The organism is Reyranella sp. (genome assembly GCF_050185545.1).
Lineage (GTDB): Bacteria > Pseudomonadota > Alphaproteobacteria > Reyranellales > Reyranellaceae > Reyranella.
Window position 1 is genome coordinate 1 of record NZ_JBFWZI010000060.1, and the last position, 18,195, is coordinate 18,195.

Consider the following 18,195-nt stretch of genomic DNA (forward strand, 5'->3'; position numbering starts at 1 on the left):
GCTTACCCTTCCTCCAGACCACCGGGACCGATTACCTTTAAGCGTGGCCTCGACTACTTCCTCGCAATCGCTACTGGATGGGAACTCAGAGATGTGTCCACTCCGTAGCAGCTCCGCTGGGGAGGTGCCCCGTCATACGGGGCGAAGGGGTCATGAGTTGCAAGAGGCAGTGGGGGCCATGACTCATGACCCCTCCGTCGCCGTAAAGCGGCAACACCTCCCCAGCGATGCTGGGGAGGAGATGACGTTTTTCTCCAAGTCCGAATGCCCTGCCTCTCCTCGGGGAAAGACACTGCCATGACCACCCGCACCAACCTGTCGGCGCTGGCGCTGAAGCACAGCACGCTCACGGTGTTCTTCATGCTGGCGCTCACGGCGGCCGGCATCTACGCCTTCTTCAACCTCGGCCGCGGCGAGGACCCGCCCTTCACCATCAAGCAGATGGTCGTGTCGGCTGCCTGGCCCGGCGCCACCTCGCGCGAGATGGAGCAGCAGGTCACCGAGAAGATCGAGACCAAGCTGCAGGAGCTACCGTACTTCAACTTCGTCAACAGCTACACCAAGCCCGGCGAGACGGTGATCTACGTCTCGCTGCGCGACGATACCCCGCCCGCCAAGGTGCCCGACCTGTGGTACCAGGTGCGCAAGAAGGTCGGCGACATCAGGAGCTCGCTGCCGGCCGGCGTCGTCGGCCCGTTCTTCAACGACGAGTACGGCGACACCTACAGCATGATCTGGGCCTTCGAATCGGACGGCTTCTCGCCGGCCGAGGTGAAGGAGATCGTGAAGGGCGTGCGGCAGCGCCTGCTGCGCGTGCCCGACGTCACCAAGGCCGACCTGTTCGGGCTGCAGGACGAGAAGATCTACATCGAGTTCAGCCATGCGCGCCTCGCCATGCTGGGCGTGCCGGTCGACCAGATCCTCGAGGTGATCCGGCGGCAGAACGCCATCGTCGCCACGGGCACGGTCGAGACCAAGGGCGAGCGCGTCTCTGTGCGCGTCGACGGCGCGCCGCTCTCGGCCGAGGAGGTGGCCAACCTGCCGATCAGCGCCGGCGGCCGCAACATCACGCTGTCGGACGTGGCCGAGATCAAGCGCGGCTACCAGGATCCGCGGCAGATCTCGATGCGCTTCGGAGGCAAGCCGGTGATCGGCCTCGGCGTCGTCATGGCGCCGGGCGGCAACGTGCAGACGCTCGGCAAGGCGCTCGACAAGGCGATGGCCGAGGTCGAGGCGAACCTGCCGGTCGGCATCACCGTGCACCGGGTCGCCAACCAGCCCGAGGTCGTCGAGAGGTCGTTCGAGGAATTCGTTTCCTCGCTGCTCGAGGCGCTCGCCATCGTGCTGGTCGTGTCATTCATCAGCCTCGGCATCCGCACCGGCATCATCGTGGCGTTTTCCGTGCCGCTGGTACTCGCTATCACCTTCGTCGGCATGCTGCTGCTCGGCATCGACTTCCAGCGCATCTCGCTCGGCGCGCTGATCATCGCGCTCGGCCTGCTGGTCGACGATGCCATCATCGCCGTCGAGATGATGATGGTGAAGCTCGAGCAGGGAGCCAGCCGACTCGAGGCGGCGACCTTCGCCTACACCTCGACGGCCTTCCCCATGCTGACCGGCACCCTGGTCACGGCGGTCGGCTTCGTGCCGGTCGGCTTCGCCCGATCGAGCGCCGGCGAATACACCAACTCGATCTTCTGGGTGGTCGGGCTGTCACTGATCGTCTCGTGGTTCGTCGCCGTGCTGTTCACGCCGTGGATGGGCTACCACCTGCTGCCGACGCCCAAGGTCCATCATCACGATCCCTACAGCGGCCGGCTCTACACGGCCTTCCGCAAGCTGGTCGTGTGGTGCGTCACCTGGCGCAAGACCACGATTGCCATCACGGCGCTGGCGTTCGTCGCCGCCATGGGTGCCTTCACCCTGGTGCAGAAGCAGTTCTTCCCGGTCGCCAACCGGCCCGAGCTGATCGTCGACATGAAGCTCGCCCAGGGCGCCTCGTGGGAGGCGACCAACAAGGAAGTGAAGCGCCTCGAGCGCTGGCTGGCCGAGAATCGCGATGTCGACATCTACACGTCCTATGTCGGCGCCGGTAGCCCGCGCTTCTACCTGCCGACCGTGCCAGAGCTCACCAACGCCAATTTCGGCCAGGTCATCGTCATGACCAAGAGCCTGGAGGCGCGCGAGCGCGTGTTCGCCGAGCTCGACAAGCTGTTTGCCACCGACTTCGAGGCCGTGCGCGCCCGTGTGCAGCGGCTGCAGAACGGCCCGCCGGTCAGCTATCCGGTGATGTTCCGCGTGCTTGGCGAGGATCCGCAGCAGGTCCGCGGCCTCGCCGAGCGGGTGCGCCAGGTGTTCAAGGCGGACCCCGCGACGCGTGACATCAACTTCGACTGGAACGAGCTCTCCAAGTCGGTGCGGCTCGAGGTCGACCAGAACAAGGCGCGTGCGCTGGGCGTCGATTCGCAGCTGCTCGGTAACACGCTGCAGACCCTGCTGTCGGGCGTGACCGTGACGCAGTACCGCGAGCGCACAGAGTCGATCGACGTCGTGGCGCGCGCCGTGCCGGGCGAGCGTCTGAGCGTCGAGGGGCTGGAGGCGATCAACCTCCGGACCTCGACCGGCGGCGTGGTCTCGCTGGCCCAGATCGCCACGCTCAAGTTCGAGCTCGAGGAGCCGATCCTGTGGCGGCGCAACAAGGAGCTGCTGATGACGGTGCGCGCCGGCGTGATCGACGGCGTGCAGGGCCCCGACGTCGCTGCCCGTCTCGACAAGGCGCTGGCGCCGCTGCGCGCCGACCTGCCGGCCGGCTATCGCATCGAGGTCGGCGGCGATGCCGAGGAGAGCGCCAAGAGCCAGGGCTCGATCTTCAAGATGATGCCGGTGATGGCCTTCCTGATGGTGCTGTTCCTGATGTTGCAGCTGCAGAGCTTCTCCAAGCTCGCGCTGGTCTTGCTGACGGCGCCGCTCGGCCTGATCGGCGTGTCGCTGTTCCTCCTGCTGTTCAACCAGCCCTTCGGCTTCGTCTCGCTGCTGGGCGTGATCGCGCTCGCCGGCATGATCATGCGCAACTCGGTGATCCTGGTCGACCAGATCGACCAGGATATCGCTGCCGGCAACAGCGCCTGGGACGCCGTGGTCGACGCCACGGTGCGCCGCGCCCGGCCCATCCTGCTCACCGCCGGCACCGCCATCTTCGCCATGATCCCGCTGTCGCGCAGCGTGTTCTGGGGCCCCATGGCCGTCGCCCTGATGGGCGGCCTCTTGGTGGCAACAGCGCTGACGCTGCTGTTTCTGCCGGCGCTCTACGCCGCCTGGTTCCGGGTCAAGCGGCCGGCCGCGAGGCCGGCGCTGGTCGAAGCGCCGGCCGCCCATCCGCCGCTGGCGATCGCGGCACAGTAGTCAGGGCCGCAGCACGGTCATCGCGAAAGGACCGGCATTGGCCGCGGCGTGGGCAACTGCGTCGTTCACCTCCTCGAGGCCGAAGCACCTGGCCTCGTGGTAGTCGAGCCGCAGCAGGCCCGACCGCACCATCGCCACCAGCCGCGGCAGCGCCTCGCGCGGATACATCCACTGTCCGCGGACGGTGACGCAATTGCGCATCAACCAGACGTACGGCACCGCGATGTCCGGCCCGACCCCGCCCATCAGCACCACACGCCCGTAGGGCCGCACGGTGAGCAAGGCCGCGCGCACCTGGGCCGGCGTCGCGGCGGGAGGCAGAAGGTCGAGCACCAGGTCGATCGGCCCTGGCGCCGCATTCAGGATGGCCTCACGGTCGCGCTCCTCGTCGACGAGCATGTGCACCGGCCTGACGCGCTCGCCGAGACGGCGCCCGAGGAGGTCGAGAGCCTGATGGTTGCGGCCCGTGGCAATCACGGCGCCGGCGCCCATTGCCAGCGCCACGGCGACTGCGCCGCTGCCGAACGCGCCAGTCGCGCCGTTCACCAGCACGGTCTCCCCTGCCTGCAGCCCGGCGGCGACATAGCCGCCGTAGGGCACCGCGAAGTTGCCGAACGCGCACCACGCCACGGCCTCGGCGTCGCTCAGCGGCCCGAGGCGGACAACGCACTCGGTCGGAACGCGGATGCGCTCCGCCCATGAGCCGTCATGGAAATGCGCCTGAAGGCGCCTGGCGCGCTCGCTGCCGGCGGTCAGGCCCTGCAGGATGATGTCCGGTGCCTGCGGATTGTCGCGCGAGCGCACCGTGGGATCGCAGAGCACCCAGTCGCCAACGGCCAGCTCGGTCGCGTCGGGGCCGACCTCGCGCACCCGCCCGATGCCGCCTGCTCCCGGGATCACCGGCGGCTCGAGCAAGTAGTGTCGCTTGCCGCTGAAAACCTCGCCGGCATAGGCAAGCACCTTGGTGGCGGCGACGTCGACGATCACCTCGCCGGTGCCCAGCACCGGGTCGGGCACGATTTCGACGGCGAGCGGCGAGCCCAGCGCCTTCAGGACGGCTGCTTTCATGGAAGACCTCATGTTCGTTGAGGCGCCCATTCTCGCGATCTTTCCAGGGTCCAAGCAGCCCTAGTATTATCCTGGGATCATGACTGCCACCCTGGACACCAGTCGCAGTGAGCTCGGCGATTTCCTGCGCTCACGCCGCGAGCGCCTGACGCCCAAGGCCGTCGGCTTGCCGCTGGGACGACGACGACGCACGCCGGGCCTGCGCCGCGAGGAGGTGGCCGAGCTCGCGGGCATCGGCGTCGACTGGTACGTCCGCCTCGAACAGGGGCGCTCGGTGAGCCCGTCCGTCACGACGGTCGATGCCCTGGCCCGTGCGCTTCGCCTCAGCAAGGTCGAGCATGCCCACCTGCGCGACCTCACCCGCAACGCCGATCGCCGCGCGTTCGTACGCGAGACCGTGCCCGAGGCGCTGCGGCGCCTGGTCGAAGACCTCAACCAGCCCGCCTACATCACCGGGCGACGCTGGGACGTGCTGACGTGTAACAAGGCGGCCGACGAGATATTCGCCTTCGGCAAGCTACCGGAGGAAGACCGCAACGTCCTGATCTGCATCCTCACCCTTCCCGCGACGCGCCGCCTGTTCGGCGAAGCCTGGCACGACCAGGCGCGGCGCGTCGTAGCCCAGTTCCGCGCGACGCACGACCTGTGGGCAGCCGATCCAGCCTTCGTCGACCTGCTGAGCCGGCTGCGCCGAGGATGTCCGGAATTCGGCGGCTGGTGGAAGGCTCACGACGTACGCGAAGCCGCCGCCGGCCGCAAGCGGATGGCCCATCCGAAGAAGGGGGTCCTGAGTTTCGAGCATGCCAGCTTCCGGGCGGAAGATGACCCTGCCCTCAAGCTCGTCATATATACGCCGGTTTAGAGCATGATCGGTTCAAGTGGAGCGCGTGAGCTTCGAGGAGGATCACGTTCAAACGCTATCCGGACCGCGAGCGTCCTTGCCCATGAATCTGAGCGAACGGGACGCTCGCGGTCCGAAAGACGATGAGATTTGATCGCCGGGGGCGCGCCACTCCAGTGGCGCGGTCATCGTCGACCGCGCAAATGACGCGCCACTGAGTGGCGCGCCCATAGCGCTAACCTTGGCTGCAGCCTCAGCAAAATCCTCATCCTGAGGAGGCCGCGCAGCGGCCGTTCCGATGGGCCGTACAGAAAATCGCAGAACAAGCTTGCTTGCGGCAGCCACGGTGTTGCCGACCCTTCGAGACGCGGCCGTCTGGGCCGCTCCTCAGGGTGAGTTCCGTTCGCAAGACAGCGCCTATGAGTGGCGCGCCCCCAGCCTAGGAGATGCGCCCCTCGGCGGTCCGCAAGTCGGTCGTGCGCGACACGCTGACCTCGAGGATGATCTCGATCCCCCGGACAATGTCGGCCAGGGCCATCGAAGGCGCGCCGCCCAGCCGCGCGGCCTGCTCGGGGACGTAGGGAATGTGCAGGAAGCCGCCGCGGATCGCGGGCGCCCTGCCCTGCACCATGTCCATTAGGGCGAAGAAGATGTGGTTGCACACGAAGGTGCCGGCGGTGTTCGACACGGCCGCCGGCAGGCCCGCCTCGCGCATCGCCGCGACGCAGGCCTTGATCGGCAGGGTCGTGAAGTGTGCGGCCGGGCCGCCCGCCACCACCGGGACGTCGATCGGCTGCTTTCCGTCATTGTCGCGGATGCGCGCGTCCTGGACATTGATGGCAACCCGCTCCAGGCAAAGTTCGGTGCGGCCGCCGGCCTGCCCGACGCACAGGACGATCCCGGGATCGATCTCGTCGATCGCCCGGCGCAGCACGCCAGCCGAATGCGCATAAGAAGTCGGCAGCTCCGCGGTATGAACCGCGAGGCCGCCGATCTGCTTCTTGAGGTGCTTCACCGCCAGCGACGACGGGTTGACCTTGTCGCCGCCGAACGGATCGAAGCCGGTGATCAGTGCTTTCAGGACGCCGCCGTCACTTGTTGGCCGCGTCGACAGCGCGCCGGGCCATCACGCCCACCAGGTGGGCGCGGTACTCGGCGCTGCCATGGATGTCGCTGTTCAGCCCGTCTGCCGGGATCTTGATGTCCTTGATCGCCGCCGAGGAGAAGTTCTTGGCGAGCGCCTCTTCCATCGCTGGGACTCGGAACACGCAGGGGCCGGCGCCGGTCACCGCCACCCGCACGCCCGCGGCCGACTTGGCCACGAACACGCCCACCATGGCGTAGCGAGACGCCGGGTTGGGGAACTTCATGTAGGCGGCCTTCTCGACCTTGGGGAAGCTTATCGAGGTGATCAGCTCGCCCTCGCCCAATGCCGTCTCGAACAGGCCCTTGAAGAAGCTGTCGGCGGAATGCTTGCCGGTGTTGGTCGTGACCGTGGCGTTCAGCCCCACAACCGCCGCCGGATAGTCCGCCGCCGGGTCGTTGTTGGCGACCGAGCCGCCGATCGTGCCGCGATTGCGCACCTGCGGATCGCCAATATGACCGGCCAGGTGAGCCAGCGCCGGGATCGCCGCCTTGACGTCCGCCGAGCTCGCGACGTCGGCGTGCCGGGTCATGCCGCCGATCACCACATTGTTGCCCTCGACCTTGATGCCCGTCAGTTCCTTGAGGCCGCCGAGATCGATGACGTCGCTCGGCCGCGCCAGGCGCTGCTTCAGGGTCGGGATCAGGGTCATGCCACCCGACATCGCCCGTGCCTCGTCCTTGCCCTTGAGCAGGTTGACGGCATCCGCGAGCGACTTCGGACGATGATAGGTAAAGTCGTACATTTCCAAATCCTCCCTTACTTCGCCGCGCCGTGGATGGCCTGCCACACGTTGAGTGGCGTGGCCGGCATCGGCACGTGGCCGACGCCGACCGGCGCCAGCGCGTCGTGGACTGCGTTCATCACGGCAGCTGGTGCTGCAATCGCACCAGCCTCGCCACATCCCTTCACGCCCAGCGGATTGTGCGGGCAAGGTGTGACCTTGTAGCCGACCTTGAACGATGGCACGTCGTCGGCGCGCGGCATGGCGTAATCCATGTACGAGCCGCTGATCAGCTGCCCCGTCGACTCGTCGTACACGGCATTCTCCAGCAACGCCTGGCCGACGCCCTGTACGATGCCGCCATGCACCTGGCCTTCGACGATCATCGGATTGACGATGTTGCCGAAATCGTCGACCGCGGTGAAATTCACGATGTCGACCTCACCGGTGTCAGGATCGACCTCGACCTCGCAGATCTGCGTGCCCGCCGGATAGACGAAGTTGGACGGGTCGTAGAAGGCGTTCTCGTCCATGCCGGGCTCGAGCTCGGCCAACGGATAGTTGTGCGGGACGTAGGCCGCGAACACGGCCTGGCCGAGCGGTACCGCCTTGTCGGTGCCGGCCACCTTGAAGGTCCCGCCCTCGAACACGACGTCGGCTACCGATGCTTCCATCAGATGGGCGGCGATGCGCTTGCCCTTGGCGATGACCTTGTCGGCCGCCTTCATGATCGCCGAGCCGCCGACGGCCAGCGAACGGCTGCCGTAGCTGCCCATTCCGAACGGCGTCGTCGCGGTGTCGCCGTGGACCACCTCGATCTGCTCGAGCGGCACGCCGAGCTTGTCGGAGACGATCTGGGCGAAGGTCGTCTCGTGGCTCTGGCCGTGGCTGTGCGCGCCCGTCAGGATCTGGACATTGCCCGTCGGGTTGAAGCGGATCTGCGCCGATTCCCACTGGCCGACGCCACCGCCGAGCTGGCCGATGACCTGCGACGGCCCCAGGCCACACGCCTCGATGTAGGACGAGAAGCCGATGCCGCGCAGCTTGCCGCGCGACTTGGCCTCGGCCCGACGGCCTTCGAAGCCCTGGTAGTCGGCGATCTTCATCGCTTCGTCGATGATCGGCGGGTAGTTGCCCGAATCGTACTGCAGGGCCACCGGCGTCTGGTACGGGAACGCGTTCGCCGGGATGAAGTTCTTGCGGCGCAGCTCCGCCGGATCGATCTTCAGCTCCTTGGCCGCCTTGCTGACGATGCTCTCGATCACGAAGGTGGCTTCGGGTCGGCCGGCGCCACGATAGGCGTCGACCGGCGCGGTGTGGGTGAGCGCCGCCTTGACGTTGGCGTAGATCAGCGGCGTCGTGTACTGGCCGGCCAGCAAGGTCGCGTAGAGATAGGTCGGCACCGCCGTCGAGAAGGTCGACAGATAGGCGCCCATGTTGGCGATGGTGTTGACCCTGAGTGCCAGGAACTTGCCATCCTTGTCGAGCGCCAGCTCGGCATGGGTGACATGGTCACGCCCGTGCGCGTCGGTCTGGAACGATTCGCTGCGTTCGGCGGTCCACTTGATCGGCCGGCCGACGCGAGAGGCCGCCCAGCACACCATCGTCTCGTCGGCGTAGCAGAAGATCTTGCTGCCGAAGCCGCCGCCCACGTCCGGCGCGACGACTCGCAGCTTGTGCTCGGGGATGCCGAGCACGAAGGCCGAGAGGATGAGGCGCAGCACGTGCGGATTCTGCGAGGTCGACCACAGCGTGTACTGGCCCGTGCCCTTGTCGTAGTCCGCCGCCGCCGCACGCGGCTCCATGGCGTTGGGGATCAGGCGGTTGTTGACCAGGTCGAGCTTGGTGACGTGCGCCGCCTTGGTGAACGCGGCGTCGACGTCGGCCTTCACGCCGAGCTCCCAGTCGTAGATCAGGTTGCCGGGTGCCTCGGCATGGACCTGCGGCGTGCCCGCCTCGAGCGCCTTGGCGAGATCGACATTGGCCGGCAGCACTTCGTAGTCGACCTTGATCGCCTCGGCGGCGTCCTTGGCCTCGTCGTAGCTGTTGGCGATGATCATCGCCACCGAGTCGCCGACATAGCGCACCGTGTCGACCGCCATCACCGGATGCGGCGGCGACTTGTGCGGCTGACCGTGTTTGTCCTTGACCACCCAGCCACAGATCAGGCCGCCGACCTTGGCGTCGGCGACATCTTTGCCGGTGAAGATCTCGACGACGCCCGGTGAGGCCTTGGCCGCCGAGACGTCGATGCTCTTGATCTTGGCGTGCGCGTGGGGCGAACGCAGGAAGTAGGCATAGGTCGCGCGTGCCAGGGGCAGGTCGTCGACATAGCGGCCGGTGCCGGTCAGGAAGCGCTGGTCCTCCTTCCGCTTCACCCGGGCGCCGATCCCGGTCTCGGTCGTCATGGCTACACCCCCGCCGACTTCATGGCCGGCGCGGCGGCCAGGATCGCCTTGACGATGTTGTGGTAGCCGGTGCAGCGGCAGAGGTTGCCCTCGAGCTCGCGGCGTACCGTGGTCTCATCGAGCTGGTAGTTGTGGCGCTTCACCATGTCGATGGCGCTCATCACCATGCCCGGCGTGCAGAAGCCGCACTGCAGCGCATGGTTCTCGCGGAACGCCTCCTGCATCGGATGCAACTTGTCGGCGCTTTCGGCCAGGCCCTCGATGGTCGTCACCTTGGCGCCCTCGGCCTGGACCGCGAGCATGGTGCACGACTTGATCGACTTGCCGTCGACGTGGACGACGCAGGCGCCGCACTGGCTGGTATCGCAGCCGACGTGAGTTCCGGTCATGCCGAGATGCTCACGCAGGAACTGAACCAACAGGGTACGCGCCTCGACCTTGCCGGAAACGGCCTTGCCGTTGACGGTCATGGCGACATTGATGGTCATCAAGCTTCTCCCTCACATTGTTGGTTCAGAGCGCAGGCGCCGGGGCGCGCCTGCAGAGCGTTGGCGCGACTCTGGCAAGCCGTTTGTAGAATGGTCAAGCGAATTGCGGATGACGGCGTCGCGGACGTCGGCGCGGGCGCTAACGACTCGCAAGAAACACGATGATCAGGACAGCCGCGCCGATGCCGATTACCAGCCAGTGCCTGTAGCCGCGCCGCGCGGCGGCGGTGGCATCTGGTCTGGGGCTAGCGCTCGAGGTGGAGCCGGCCGGGACGGTGGCGCCAGGTGACGGCACTGTCGAACCCGATGCCGGCATCGAGGTCTGGGCGGTCGCCGCTGGAGCCTCCTCGGCCGGCGGCGGTGCGCTCACCATCGTCGCGAACTTGCCGAAGAATTCGTCGGCCAGCTTCCTGGCCGTGCCGTCGATCAGGCGCGCGCCCACCTGGGCGATCTTGCCCCCGACCTGCGCGTCGACGTTGTAGGTGAGAGTGGTCGCGCCCGCATCGTCGGACAAGGCGACGACGGCACCGCCCTTGGCAAAACCGGCAGCGCCGCCCTGCCCTTCTCCCGTGATCCTGTAGCCGTTTGGCGGGTCGATGTCCGACAGAGTCACCTTGCCGGCAAAGCTCGCGCTGACCGGACCGATGCGCAGGCGGACCTTGGCCTTCATCTCGGTGTCGGAGACCTTGTCCAGCGATTCGCAGCCGGGAATGCAGGCCTGCAGCACCGCCGGATCATTGAGCGCCGCGAAGACCTTGTCGCGCGGCGCGGCGATCTTGTACTCGCCCTTGATTTCCATCTGGTAACTCCCCGGCTCGGCTCCTACCACTTGCTGGTATAGGAGTCCGGCGGCGGTTCTGCCAGTGGCTCGCGGATTGACACGTAGATGGTCGCCAGGTACGGCACCGCCATGATCATCGCCAGGGCGGCAAGCCAGTTGGCCTGGGTGTTCCAGAACAGGGTGCGTATGACCCAGCGGCCGCCATCGACCGCGACGAGGCCGCCGGAACCGCCGTCATGGAGCTTGATGGCGCCTTCGGTCACCACCATCACGATCGCCCAGAAGATCAGCAGGAAGGCCAGGACGATTTCGGGCAGGACCGGCCGCACGCGGCTGAACGAGCGGTCCATGCGCACGAAGCCGCGGCTTCCGTCGTAGCCCAGCAGGCGGCCGAACGACAGCGCCTTGGCCCAGCGGTGGGCGCGCGACACCGGCTCCGAGCGCAGGAGCGTCAGGGCTTTCCAGGCCATCAGCACGACGCTGGGGATGACGAAGCTCCAGATCGGAAAGTCGCGGTAGCGGCCGTCGATGGCGATCTGGCGGAACCAGTCGCCGAACCGGATCACGCCGTCATACCAATCGATGCTGATGACGATCAGATAGAAGATGCAGAGCCCGGTCAGGACGAGATAGAGAACCTGGGCCAGCAGGTCGGCCCGCTGCAGGATGCGGTATCGAGGCAGGGCCCGCCAGGCATGCAGCGCCTCGCGGACCCGGGCGCCGTAGAGGGAAGGATCGGCCATTTGTCCCGTCAGGCTGTCGGCGATGCCGCGCAGCAGCGCGTAGCTGAACAGGCCGAGCAGCAGGGCCCAGAACGCGACGCCGAGCATCTTCTCGAAGTAGAAGGTGCGCGTCAGGTCGATCCAGGTCGCCTGAACGTAGCAGGTCGCCACGACCTGGGCGAAGGCGGCGAAGACCACGATCGCCTTGCTACCGGCGACGCGACGCATCCCGACAAACCCGAAAAGGATCAGGCCGGCCGCGATCGTGGACAAGATAAAAAGGGTCCGCCAATGGGGCTCCGCGACCACCGGCTTGCCGAGCTCGAACTTGTCGTGCCGCAAAGCGTCGAGCAGGCCCCACGCCGCACCGACCGTGCCTTCCTGGCGAGCCTTCCAGTTCTGGTCGAACGCCTCGACGATGTTGTAGTCGAACCTCTCGCGGTCGGCGATGCCGCGGAAGGTCGAGAAGTAGCGCACCTGCTCGATCCTGCCCGGCCGGGCATCGGAGCGCATGCGACCATCGCTCGGCCAGCCGGTCTCGCCGATGACGATCGGCTTGTTCGGGAAGCGTGCCTGGACCTTCTTGTAGATGTCGACGATGTGCTTATCGATGCTCGACTTGCCGTCCGCCTCGCGCCGGTCGAGCCCGATCGGCTCGTCCTCCCAGTAGGGCAGAATGTGAATCGTGATGAAGTCGACCTCGTCGGCGAGCGACGGATTGCGCAGCCAGAACTCCCAGACGTCGGCATAGGTGACCGGCTGCGACACGCGCTGCTTGACCCGGCGGATGTAGCGCCGCAGCTCGCTCGCGGTCAGATCCTTGCGCAACAACACCTCGTTGCCGACGATCACCCGCTCGATCGTGTCCTTGTAGCGGTTGGCGTGATCGATCAGCAGGTTGATCTGCTCGAGGTTCTCCTTGTCGTTGTCGTTAAGCCAGGCGCCATGCCAGACCTTCAGACCGTACTTGCCGGCACGCTGCGGCACCGTCTCGAGGTTCTCGGCCGTCGAGTAGGTCCGCACCGCGCGCACCTTGCCCTGCATGCGACGCAGATCCTCCTCGATCTGGTCAGGCGTCGGAAAGATGCGAGTGAGAGGGCTCTGCCCCGGCCGATAGGGCGCGAACGACACGCTTTGCAGGGGAGCGGTCGTCCATCCGGCGATCTCGACCGGCCGGTTGGGCCACGACCACCACAAAAGGTTGAGCGCCGCCATTCCCACGAACGCAAGCAGCGCTATCAGAGCACGCATGGTGAGGTTTTAGCAGCATCGCTTGGCCTGGGTATGGCTTTTTCGAGTTCCTCCCCAGCTTCGCTACGCATCATGCGCTGGGAGCGCGCCACTCCGATGGCGCTCATGGGATGTGTAATCACCAAGAAGAGCGCCATGGGAGTGGCGCGCTCCCAGCGCATGACCCCTCCGCCCCGTATGCCGGGGCACCTCCCCGGCGAAGACGCCAGGGAGGAAGTTAAGAAGGAGCCCCCTTCTGCACCCCGGCGATGGCCTGGCGGACGATCTGATGGCCGCGGAACAGGACCGCCTCCTTCCAGTCGTCGGTCTCCGGATAGAACTGGCGGCGCATGGCGGCGCGCACGGGACCGGCCTCGGTGCCGAGCGGATCGCCGTACTTGTGCAGCCAGTGGTCGGCGCGGAACGCCCGCTGGCCGCTCTCGCGGTCGAAGGTGCCGAATTCCAGGGTGCACATGGTGAGCCTTGTCTCGGGCTCGGTCAGCACCCGGTTGAGCCCGTAGTGGCCGAGCCCGTCGCGGGCCTGCGAGGCCGTCTGGCCTCGCTTCGACTCGGTCACCGATTCGCCCCAGAAGGCGCGTACCCGGCGCGAGGCCGGCGTATCGATGTCGTAGTGGGTGATCGGCTCGCCATAGCCGTACGGCCCGAGGCCGGTGTGGAAGTCGATCACGGCGACGTCCTGACGGCCCTTCAGGAAGCGGTCCGTGATGGCATGCAGGGTCCGGTTGGACCAGGACGGCCCGCCGCCACCGAAGAACATGCCGTCGGCGTGGCTGTACTGGCCGCCCGACACGGCGCGGAAGTAGGCGATGTCCCCGACCTTCTTGCGATAGGCGGCCAGCCTGGCGTCGGCCGCGTCGAGCGTCGCCTGGCTGAGATCCTTCGGAACCAGGAAATCGGCGATCTCGAGGTAGCGCTCGTTCACGGGATAGGGTTTGCCGTGATCGACGTAGTTGCGGTTGAGGTCGTTGCCCTCCTCAGTCACGCGCCGCGTCCAGGCGAAACCATAGGGGTTGATGGCGTGGACGAAGACAGCTGCCGTGTCCTTCGGCAGACCGGCCTCCCCGACATTGGCCAGCCAGTCGACCTGGAATCCCGAGCCGCAGTAGCCCTCCACGCCGTGCGTGCTGGAGATCGTCACGACGACCCGCGAGGCATCGTCGGGACCCAGCCGGGCCACGTCGGTCGACAGGGCCTGGCCTGTCGGTCCCTTGCTCGGATTGTCGTAGCGATAGGTCCGCGCGCCGGCGATGCGTGCCGCCGCCAGGAACTTGTCGCGCGCCTCGTTGTAATCGCTGGCGAAGGAATGGATGCTGGGCATGGCCGTGCTCAGGTGCGCAGGGTCAATCCGCCATCGACCACCAGCTCGTGGCCGGTGATGAAGTCGGCCTCGTCGGACGCCAGCAGCAGGGCGCCGCGGGCGATGTCGATCGGTTGCCCGAGCCGGCGCAGCGCGGCCTTCTTCTCCCACACCGCGCGGATCTCGGGCTTGTCGAAGTTGCTCCGTGTCATGCCGGTGTAGATGGCGCCCGGGCAGACATAGTTGGCGGTGATGTTGTACTTGCCGAGCTCGAGCGCCAGCGTGCGCGTGAGGCCGCCGACCCCGGCCTTCGATGCGCAGTAGGCGGCCAGGCCATAATCGGTGTCGAATGCCATCACCGAGGCGGTGTTGACGATGCGCGCCCTGCCCGTTTCCCGGGCCCGCGCCTTGAGAGCCGGAATGGCCTCCCGGCAAAGCCGGAACATCGCCCGGACATTGACGGCGTTGACGTGGTCCCACTGCTCGTCGGTCATCTCCTCGACGAAGGCGCGGCCGCTCACGCCGGCATTGTTGAACAGGATATCGAGGGCGCCGTAGGTCCCGATCGCCTTGGCGACGATCTGCCTGGGCGAGTCGGCGCCCGTGATGTCGCAGGCAAAGGCGGCGATCCGGTTGTTCCCGGCATGGGCCTCGGCGATGGCCGATTCCGGCCGGTCGACTGCCAGCACCTGGGCGCCTTCGTCGGCGAACAGCGCGGCTGACGCCGCCCCGATGCCCGATGCAGCCCCCGTCACGATCGCGATCTTGCCTGCCAACCTGCCCATCGGGCCCTCCTTCATTCGACTTTGGCGCCCGACGCCGGGACGACGCGCTGCAACGGGGCCAGGTCGTGTTCTCGGCAAAGGCCTGGGCGCCACCCCCGGTGGGGATTGGCGCCGAGCCTGAGCCAGCACCCTCAGGCCACGATGAGGACGACCTTGCCCGTCGCCTTGCGCGACAGCAGCGCATTCATGGCCTCGGCACTTTTCTCGAGCGGAAAGCGCATCGACACGTGCGGCTTCAGCCTGCCTTCGCCGTACCACGCCAGCAGCTCCTCGAAATTCTGGCGAGCCTCGGCCGGTTCGCGCCCGCGCCACGCACCATAGAAAACGCCACGCACGTCGCAGCTCTTCAGCAGCGCGAGGTTCGCAGGCAGCGAGGGGATGCGACCTGCCGCAAAGCCGACAACGAGAATGCGGCCGTACCAGGCAATGCAGCGCACCGACTCGTCGAAGGCGTCGCCACCCACGGCGTCATAGACGATGTCGACGCCGTTGCCGGCAGTGAGCTCCTTCACCTTGTCGCGCATCTTCTCCTTGTTGTAGTTCACGAACAGGGTGGCGCCGTACTTGCGGCAGATCTCCATCTTCTCGTCCGAGCCGACGGCGGCGATCACCTTCAGCCCCATCAGCGCGCCGAGCTCGACCGCGGTCAGGCCGACGCCGCCCGAGGCACCGGTCACCAGCAGGGTCTCGCCCGGCTTGTAGCTGCTCCTCTGCTTCAGGGCATAGTACGACGTGCCGTAGGTCATGGTGAAGGCGGCGCCGTCCTCGTAGCTCATGTTGGCCGGCATCTTCAGGAGGTCGCGCTGATCGACGACCGCCTCGGAGGCGTAACCGCCATGACCGATCATGCCGATCACGCGGTCGCCCACCGTGTAGCCGGTGACGCCCTCGCCCAGCTCGGTGACATCGCCGCCGATCTCGTGACCAGGGGCGAATGGGCGCGGCGGCTTGAACTGGTACTTGTCGGCGATGATCAGCGTGTCGGGAAAATTGACGCCGGCGGCGCGAACGGCCACCCGGACCTGCCCCTTGCCCAGTGGCTGGGACGGCAACTCCACCAGCTTCAGGCTCTCTGGCCCGCCCGGCGTCTCGCTCAGCATCGCGCGCATGTCGACCGCTCCCGTCCCGCAGTTTCGTCGTGTGCGGCATTGATACGATGGCCTGCCCCTCAGCGTCCATGGCAGCCTCCGGCCATGCTAGAAGGACCGACTTTCGCGGGGAGGAAAATGGCGCGACTGTATGGTTCTGATCGTGCTCTTCCGGACCGCGAGCGTCTCGCTCGCTCAAGCTCATGAGCGAGCGAGACGCTCGCGGTCCGGAAGAGCACGAGATGCTCGACCGGCCGCCTCCCGTTCTTGCCCGCCACCTGCTAAAGCAGGCGCGCTGATGGAAGAACGCGGCGCGCTGCTGCCGGTGCTCGACCGGCTGGTCAACGGGCCGCGCAATTCGCTGCTCACGGTGACGGCGATCCTCGTAGGCCTCGAGAATCGCTCCTACGCCTTCGCGATCGCCGTGCTCAACCTGCCCAACTGCATTCCAACCGGAATTCCCTGGTTGTCGACCATCACCGGCGTGCCCATGCTGCTGCTAGTCGCACAATGCTTCATGGGCAGGCCGACGCCGACGCTGCCCGACTTCATCGGCAAGCGCGGCCTCGATCGCGGTCGGCTGCAGGACTTCCTTGGCCGCACCCGGCGTCACCTGCGCCGGCTGGAACGCGCCATCCATCCTCGCCTGGAAGCCTGGTTGTCCGGGACGCCCCGCCGGCTGCTGCTGCTCGCCTGGACGGCCAACATCTTCATCCTCGCCCTGCCCATCCCCTTCGACAATCTGTTTCCTGCCTGGGCGATCTTCTTCTTCTGCCTTGCCCTGATCGAAGGCGACGGCGTCATGGCCATGCTGGGCTGGCTGCTGACCGTGGTGACCGCGGCCTGGACGGTGTTCCTGCTGATGCTCGGCCACGCCGCAATCGTCGCAACCTTCGCCGCCCTGGGCGACCTCCTCTTCGATTGAGTCCCAACGAGGCCTTCATGACTGGACGATCCAACACCATGACGGATTTGCTCGCCGCCCTGGAGCGGGGCGAATCGCTGCCCGCTCGCTGGTACATCGATCCGTCGATCGCCGAACGCGAGCTCACCCTGATCTTCCGAAAGAGCTGGATCTATGTCGGCCCGCTGGCCCATGTCGCCGGTCTCGGCGACTACATCACCGGATACGCCGGCGGCGTTCCCGTCGTCGTCGTTCGCGGCGAAGCCGGACTCGCTGGATTCGTCAACGTCTGCCGTCATCGCCGGCACGAGGTCATGAAGGGCCGCGGCAATGCCCGGATGATGATGTGCGGGTATCATGCCTGGACCTACGATCTCGCCGGCCAGCTGCGGCGCGCACCGCGTTCCGAAGGCACCACTGATTTCCGCCTCGAGGACTTTCCGCTGCTGCCGATCCGCGTCGAGTCTCTCGGACCGCTCGTGTTCGTCAATCTCGACCGGGAGGCGTTGCCCGTGAAGAGCCTATTCGGACCGGTCCTCGACATCATCCGTCAAAGCGGCATCGTGCTCGACGAGCTCGAGCCGCACAGTCGCGCCGAGGGCCAATCACCGGCCAACTGGAAGGCGATGCTGGAGAACTACCTCGAATGCTACCATTGCGCCGTCGCGCATCCGGGCTTCAGCGCAGCCATAGACGTTCGCCCCGACCAGTACAGATACGAGGCGCGTGAATGGTCATCGACGCAGATCGGCCCACTGAAGCAGCCTGCGCTTGCGGGCCGAGGCAAGGCTCCCCCCTACGACGTCTCCGGTGCCGTTGGCGAGTCGCAGTATCATTTCCTGTGGCCCAATCTCACCATCAGTATCAATCCCGGTTTTCCCAACCTGTCCGCCGAGCTCTGGGTGCCCGATGGTCCGGCCGTGACCCGGGGGGTCTCCGACCGCTTCTTCGGCCGCGGTGCCAGCGAAGCCTTCATACGCTCGATGATCGCCTTCAACGACCAGGTCGCTGCGGAGGACGATCTCCTCACCGACTCGGTGCAACGCGGCCTGGTGGGTGGCCTCCCCGATCGCGGCCGCTTCCTGCCCAATGCCGAGCCGCTGGTCCTCGATTTCCAGCGCAAGATCATCCGGGCGATTGCAGGAGAGAATTGACCTCATCCTCCTCCCCAACTTCGTTGGAGAGGTGTCCGCGTAGTCGCGGACCTGCCTTCGTCGAAGCGAAGCCGCTTCGGCTTCGCGCAGGCAGGCGGAGGGGTCATGAGCCTTGGCGGACCGCGGGCGTCCCGCCCC

The 18,195-nt window shown here is 66.7% G+C and carries 14 protein-coding genes; 4 read left to right on the forward strand and 10 right to left on the reverse strand.

All coding sequences use genetic code 11. The features are described from left to right. The first annotated feature begins 297 nt into the window (after positions 1 to 297). Positions 298 to 3,402 (forward strand): efflux RND transporter permease subunit, encoded by a 3,105-nt coding sequence (locus AB7O82_RS17600; protein ID WP_428555693.1) that lies wholly within the window; start codon positions 298 to 300, stop codon positions 3,400 to 3,402. On the opposite strand, the gene AB7O82_RS17605 is transcribed toward AB7O82_RS17600, so the two are convergent. Then, positions 3,403 to 4,470 carry a zinc-binding dehydrogenase gene (locus AB7O82_RS17605; protein WP_428619870.1) on the reverse strand — a complete coding sequence of 356 codons (1,068 nt, stop codon included), beginning with the start codon at positions 4,468 to 4,470 and terminating at the stop codon, positions 3,403 to 3,405. 79 nt (positions 4,471 to 4,549) lie between these two features. On the opposite strand from AB7O82_RS17605, the gene AB7O82_RS17610 reads away from it, so the two are divergent. Beyond that, positions 4,550 to 5,332 (forward strand): helix-turn-helix transcriptional regulator, encoded by a 783-nt coding sequence (locus AB7O82_RS17610; RefSeq protein ID WP_428619872.1) that lies wholly within the window; start codon positions 4,550 to 4,552, stop codon positions 5,330 to 5,332. 418 nt (positions 5,333 to 5,750) lie between these two features. Here AB7O82_RS17610 and pcp read toward each other — a convergent pair whose 3' ends face one another. From pcp to AB7O82_RS17655, 9 genes are all read right to left on the reverse strand, one after another. Next, positions 5,751 to 6,425, reverse strand: a complete 675-nt coding sequence (gene pcp / locus AB7O82_RS17615) for a pyroglutamyl-peptidase I (RefSeq protein WP_428547798.1) — start codon at positions 6,423 to 6,425, stop codon at positions 5,751 to 5,753. Next, positions 6,403 to 7,200 (reverse strand): FAD binding domain-containing protein, encoded by a 798-nt coding sequence (locus AB7O82_RS17620; protein ID WP_428547749.1) that lies wholly within the window; start codon positions 7,198 to 7,200, stop codon positions 6,403 to 6,405. Before AB7O82_RS17620 ends, pcp begins: the two co-directional genes overlap by 23 nt. Positions 7,201 to 7,214: 14 nt before the next feature. Continuing rightward, on the reverse strand, positions 7,215 to 9,587 hold the full coding sequence (locus AB7O82_RS17625) for a xanthine dehydrogenase family protein molybdopterin-binding subunit (protein ID WP_428547752.1): 2,373 nt from the start codon (positions 9,585 to 9,587) through the stop codon (positions 7,215 to 7,217). A gap of 2 nt (positions 9,588 to 9,589) precedes the next feature. After that, positions 9,590 to 10,075, reverse strand: a complete 486-nt coding sequence (locus tag AB7O82_RS17630) for a (2Fe-2S)-binding protein (RefSeq protein ID WP_428547755.1) — start codon at positions 10,073 to 10,075, stop codon at positions 9,590 to 9,592. A 139-nt stretch (positions 10,076 to 10,214) separates the two neighbouring features. Beyond that, positions 10,215 to 10,874: an SRPBCC family protein gene (locus AB7O82_RS17635; protein WP_428547758.1), complete on the reverse strand. Its 660-nt coding sequence runs from the start codon at positions 10,872 to 10,874 to the stop codon at positions 10,215 to 10,217. 23 nt (positions 10,875 to 10,897) lie between these two features. Beyond that, positions 10,898 to 12,829 carry a hypothetical protein gene (locus tag AB7O82_RS17640; RefSeq protein WP_428547761.1) on the reverse strand — a complete coding sequence of 644 codons (1,932 nt, stop codon included), beginning with the start codon at positions 12,827 to 12,829 and terminating at the stop codon, positions 10,898 to 10,900. A 217-nt stretch (positions 12,830 to 13,046) separates the two neighbouring features. Next, positions 13,047 to 14,147, reverse strand: a complete 1,101-nt coding sequence (locus AB7O82_RS17645; RefSeq protein ID WP_428547764.1) for a M14 family metallopeptidase — start codon at positions 14,145 to 14,147, stop codon at positions 13,047 to 13,049. A gap of 8 nt (positions 14,148 to 14,155) precedes the next feature. Further along, positions 14,156 to 14,911, reverse strand: coding sequence for an SDR family NAD(P)-dependent oxidoreductase (locus AB7O82_RS17650; protein ID WP_428547767.1), 756 nt, complete (start codon positions 14,909 to 14,911; stop codon positions 14,156 to 14,158). Positions 14,912 to 15,042: 131 nt separating this feature from the next. Further along, positions 15,043 to 16,020, reverse strand: coding sequence for an NADPH:quinone oxidoreductase family protein (locus AB7O82_RS17655; RefSeq protein ID WP_428547770.1), 978 nt, complete (start codon positions 16,018 to 16,020; stop codon positions 15,043 to 15,045). Between the two features lie 277 nt (positions 16,021 to 16,297). Here AB7O82_RS17655 and AB7O82_RS17660 point away from each other — a divergent pair, with 277 nt between their 5' ends. Both AB7O82_RS17660 and AB7O82_RS17665 read left to right on the forward strand, forming a co-directional pair. Next, positions 16,298 to 16,924 carry an exopolysaccharide biosynthesis protein gene (locus AB7O82_RS17660; RefSeq protein ID WP_428547773.1) on the forward strand — a complete coding sequence of 209 codons (627 nt, stop codon included), beginning with the start codon at positions 16,298 to 16,300 and terminating at the stop codon, positions 16,922 to 16,924. A gap of 17 nt (positions 16,925 to 16,941) precedes the next feature. Further along, the gene (locus AB7O82_RS17665) at positions 16,942 to 18,057 is read left to right on the forward strand and encodes an aromatic ring-hydroxylating oxygenase subunit alpha (protein WP_428547776.1); all 1,116 of its coding nucleotides are present in this window, start codon (positions 16,942 to 16,944) and stop codon (positions 18,055 to 18,057) included. Positions 18,058 to 18,195: the final 138 nt, after the last annotated feature.

Excerpts from the sequence above, each read along its gene's own strand:
- AB7O82_RS17600 (WP_428555693.1), top strand. The coding sequence starts at position 298 with ATGACCACCCGCACCAACCTGTCGGCGCTGGCGCTGAAGCACAGCACG.
- AB7O82_RS17605 (WP_428619870.1), bottom strand. The coding sequence starts at position 4,470 with ATGAAAGCAGCCGTCCTGAAGGCGCTGGGCTCGCCGCTCGCCGTCGAA.
- AB7O82_RS17610 (WP_428619872.1), top strand. The coding sequence starts at position 4,550 with ATGACTGCCACCCTGGACACCAGTCGCAGTGAGCTCGGCGATTTCCTG.
- AB7O82_RS17620 (WP_428547749.1), bottom strand. The coding sequence starts at position 7,200 with ATGTACGACTTTACCTATCATCGTCCGAAGTCGCTCGCGGATGCCGTC.
- AB7O82_RS17625 (WP_428547752.1), bottom strand. The coding sequence starts at position 9,587 with ATGACGACCGAGACCGGGATCGGCGCCCGGGTGAAGCGGAAGGAGGAC.
- AB7O82_RS17630 (WP_428547755.1), bottom strand. The coding sequence starts at position 10,075 with ATGACCATCAATGTCGCCATGACCGTCAACGGCAAGGCCGTTTCCGGC.
- AB7O82_RS17635 (WP_428547758.1), bottom strand. The coding sequence starts at position 10,874 with ATGGAAATCAAGGGCGAGTACAAGATCGCCGCGCCGCGCGACAAGGTC.
- AB7O82_RS17640 (WP_428547761.1), bottom strand. The coding sequence starts at position 12,829 with ATGCGTGCTCTGATAGCGCTGCTTGCGTTCGTGGGAATGGCGGCGCTC.
- AB7O82_RS17645 (WP_428547764.1), bottom strand. The coding sequence starts at position 14,147 with ATGCCCAGCATCCATTCCTTCGCCAGCGATTACAACGAGGCGCGCGAC.
- AB7O82_RS17650 (WP_428547767.1), bottom strand. The coding sequence starts at position 14,911 with ATGGGCAGGTTGGCAGGCAAGATCGCGATCGTGACGGGGGCTGCATCG.
- AB7O82_RS17655 (WP_428547770.1), bottom strand. The coding sequence starts at position 16,020 with ATGCGCGCGATGCTGAGCGAGACGCCGGGCGGGCCAGAGAGCCTGAAG.
- AB7O82_RS17660 (WP_428547773.1), top strand. The coding sequence starts at position 16,298 with ATGGAAGAACGCGGCGCGCTGCTGCCGGTGCTCGACCGGCTGGTCAAC.
- AB7O82_RS17665 (WP_428547776.1), top strand. The coding sequence starts at position 16,942 with ATGACTGGACGATCCAACACCATGACGGATTTGCTCGCCGCCCTGGAG.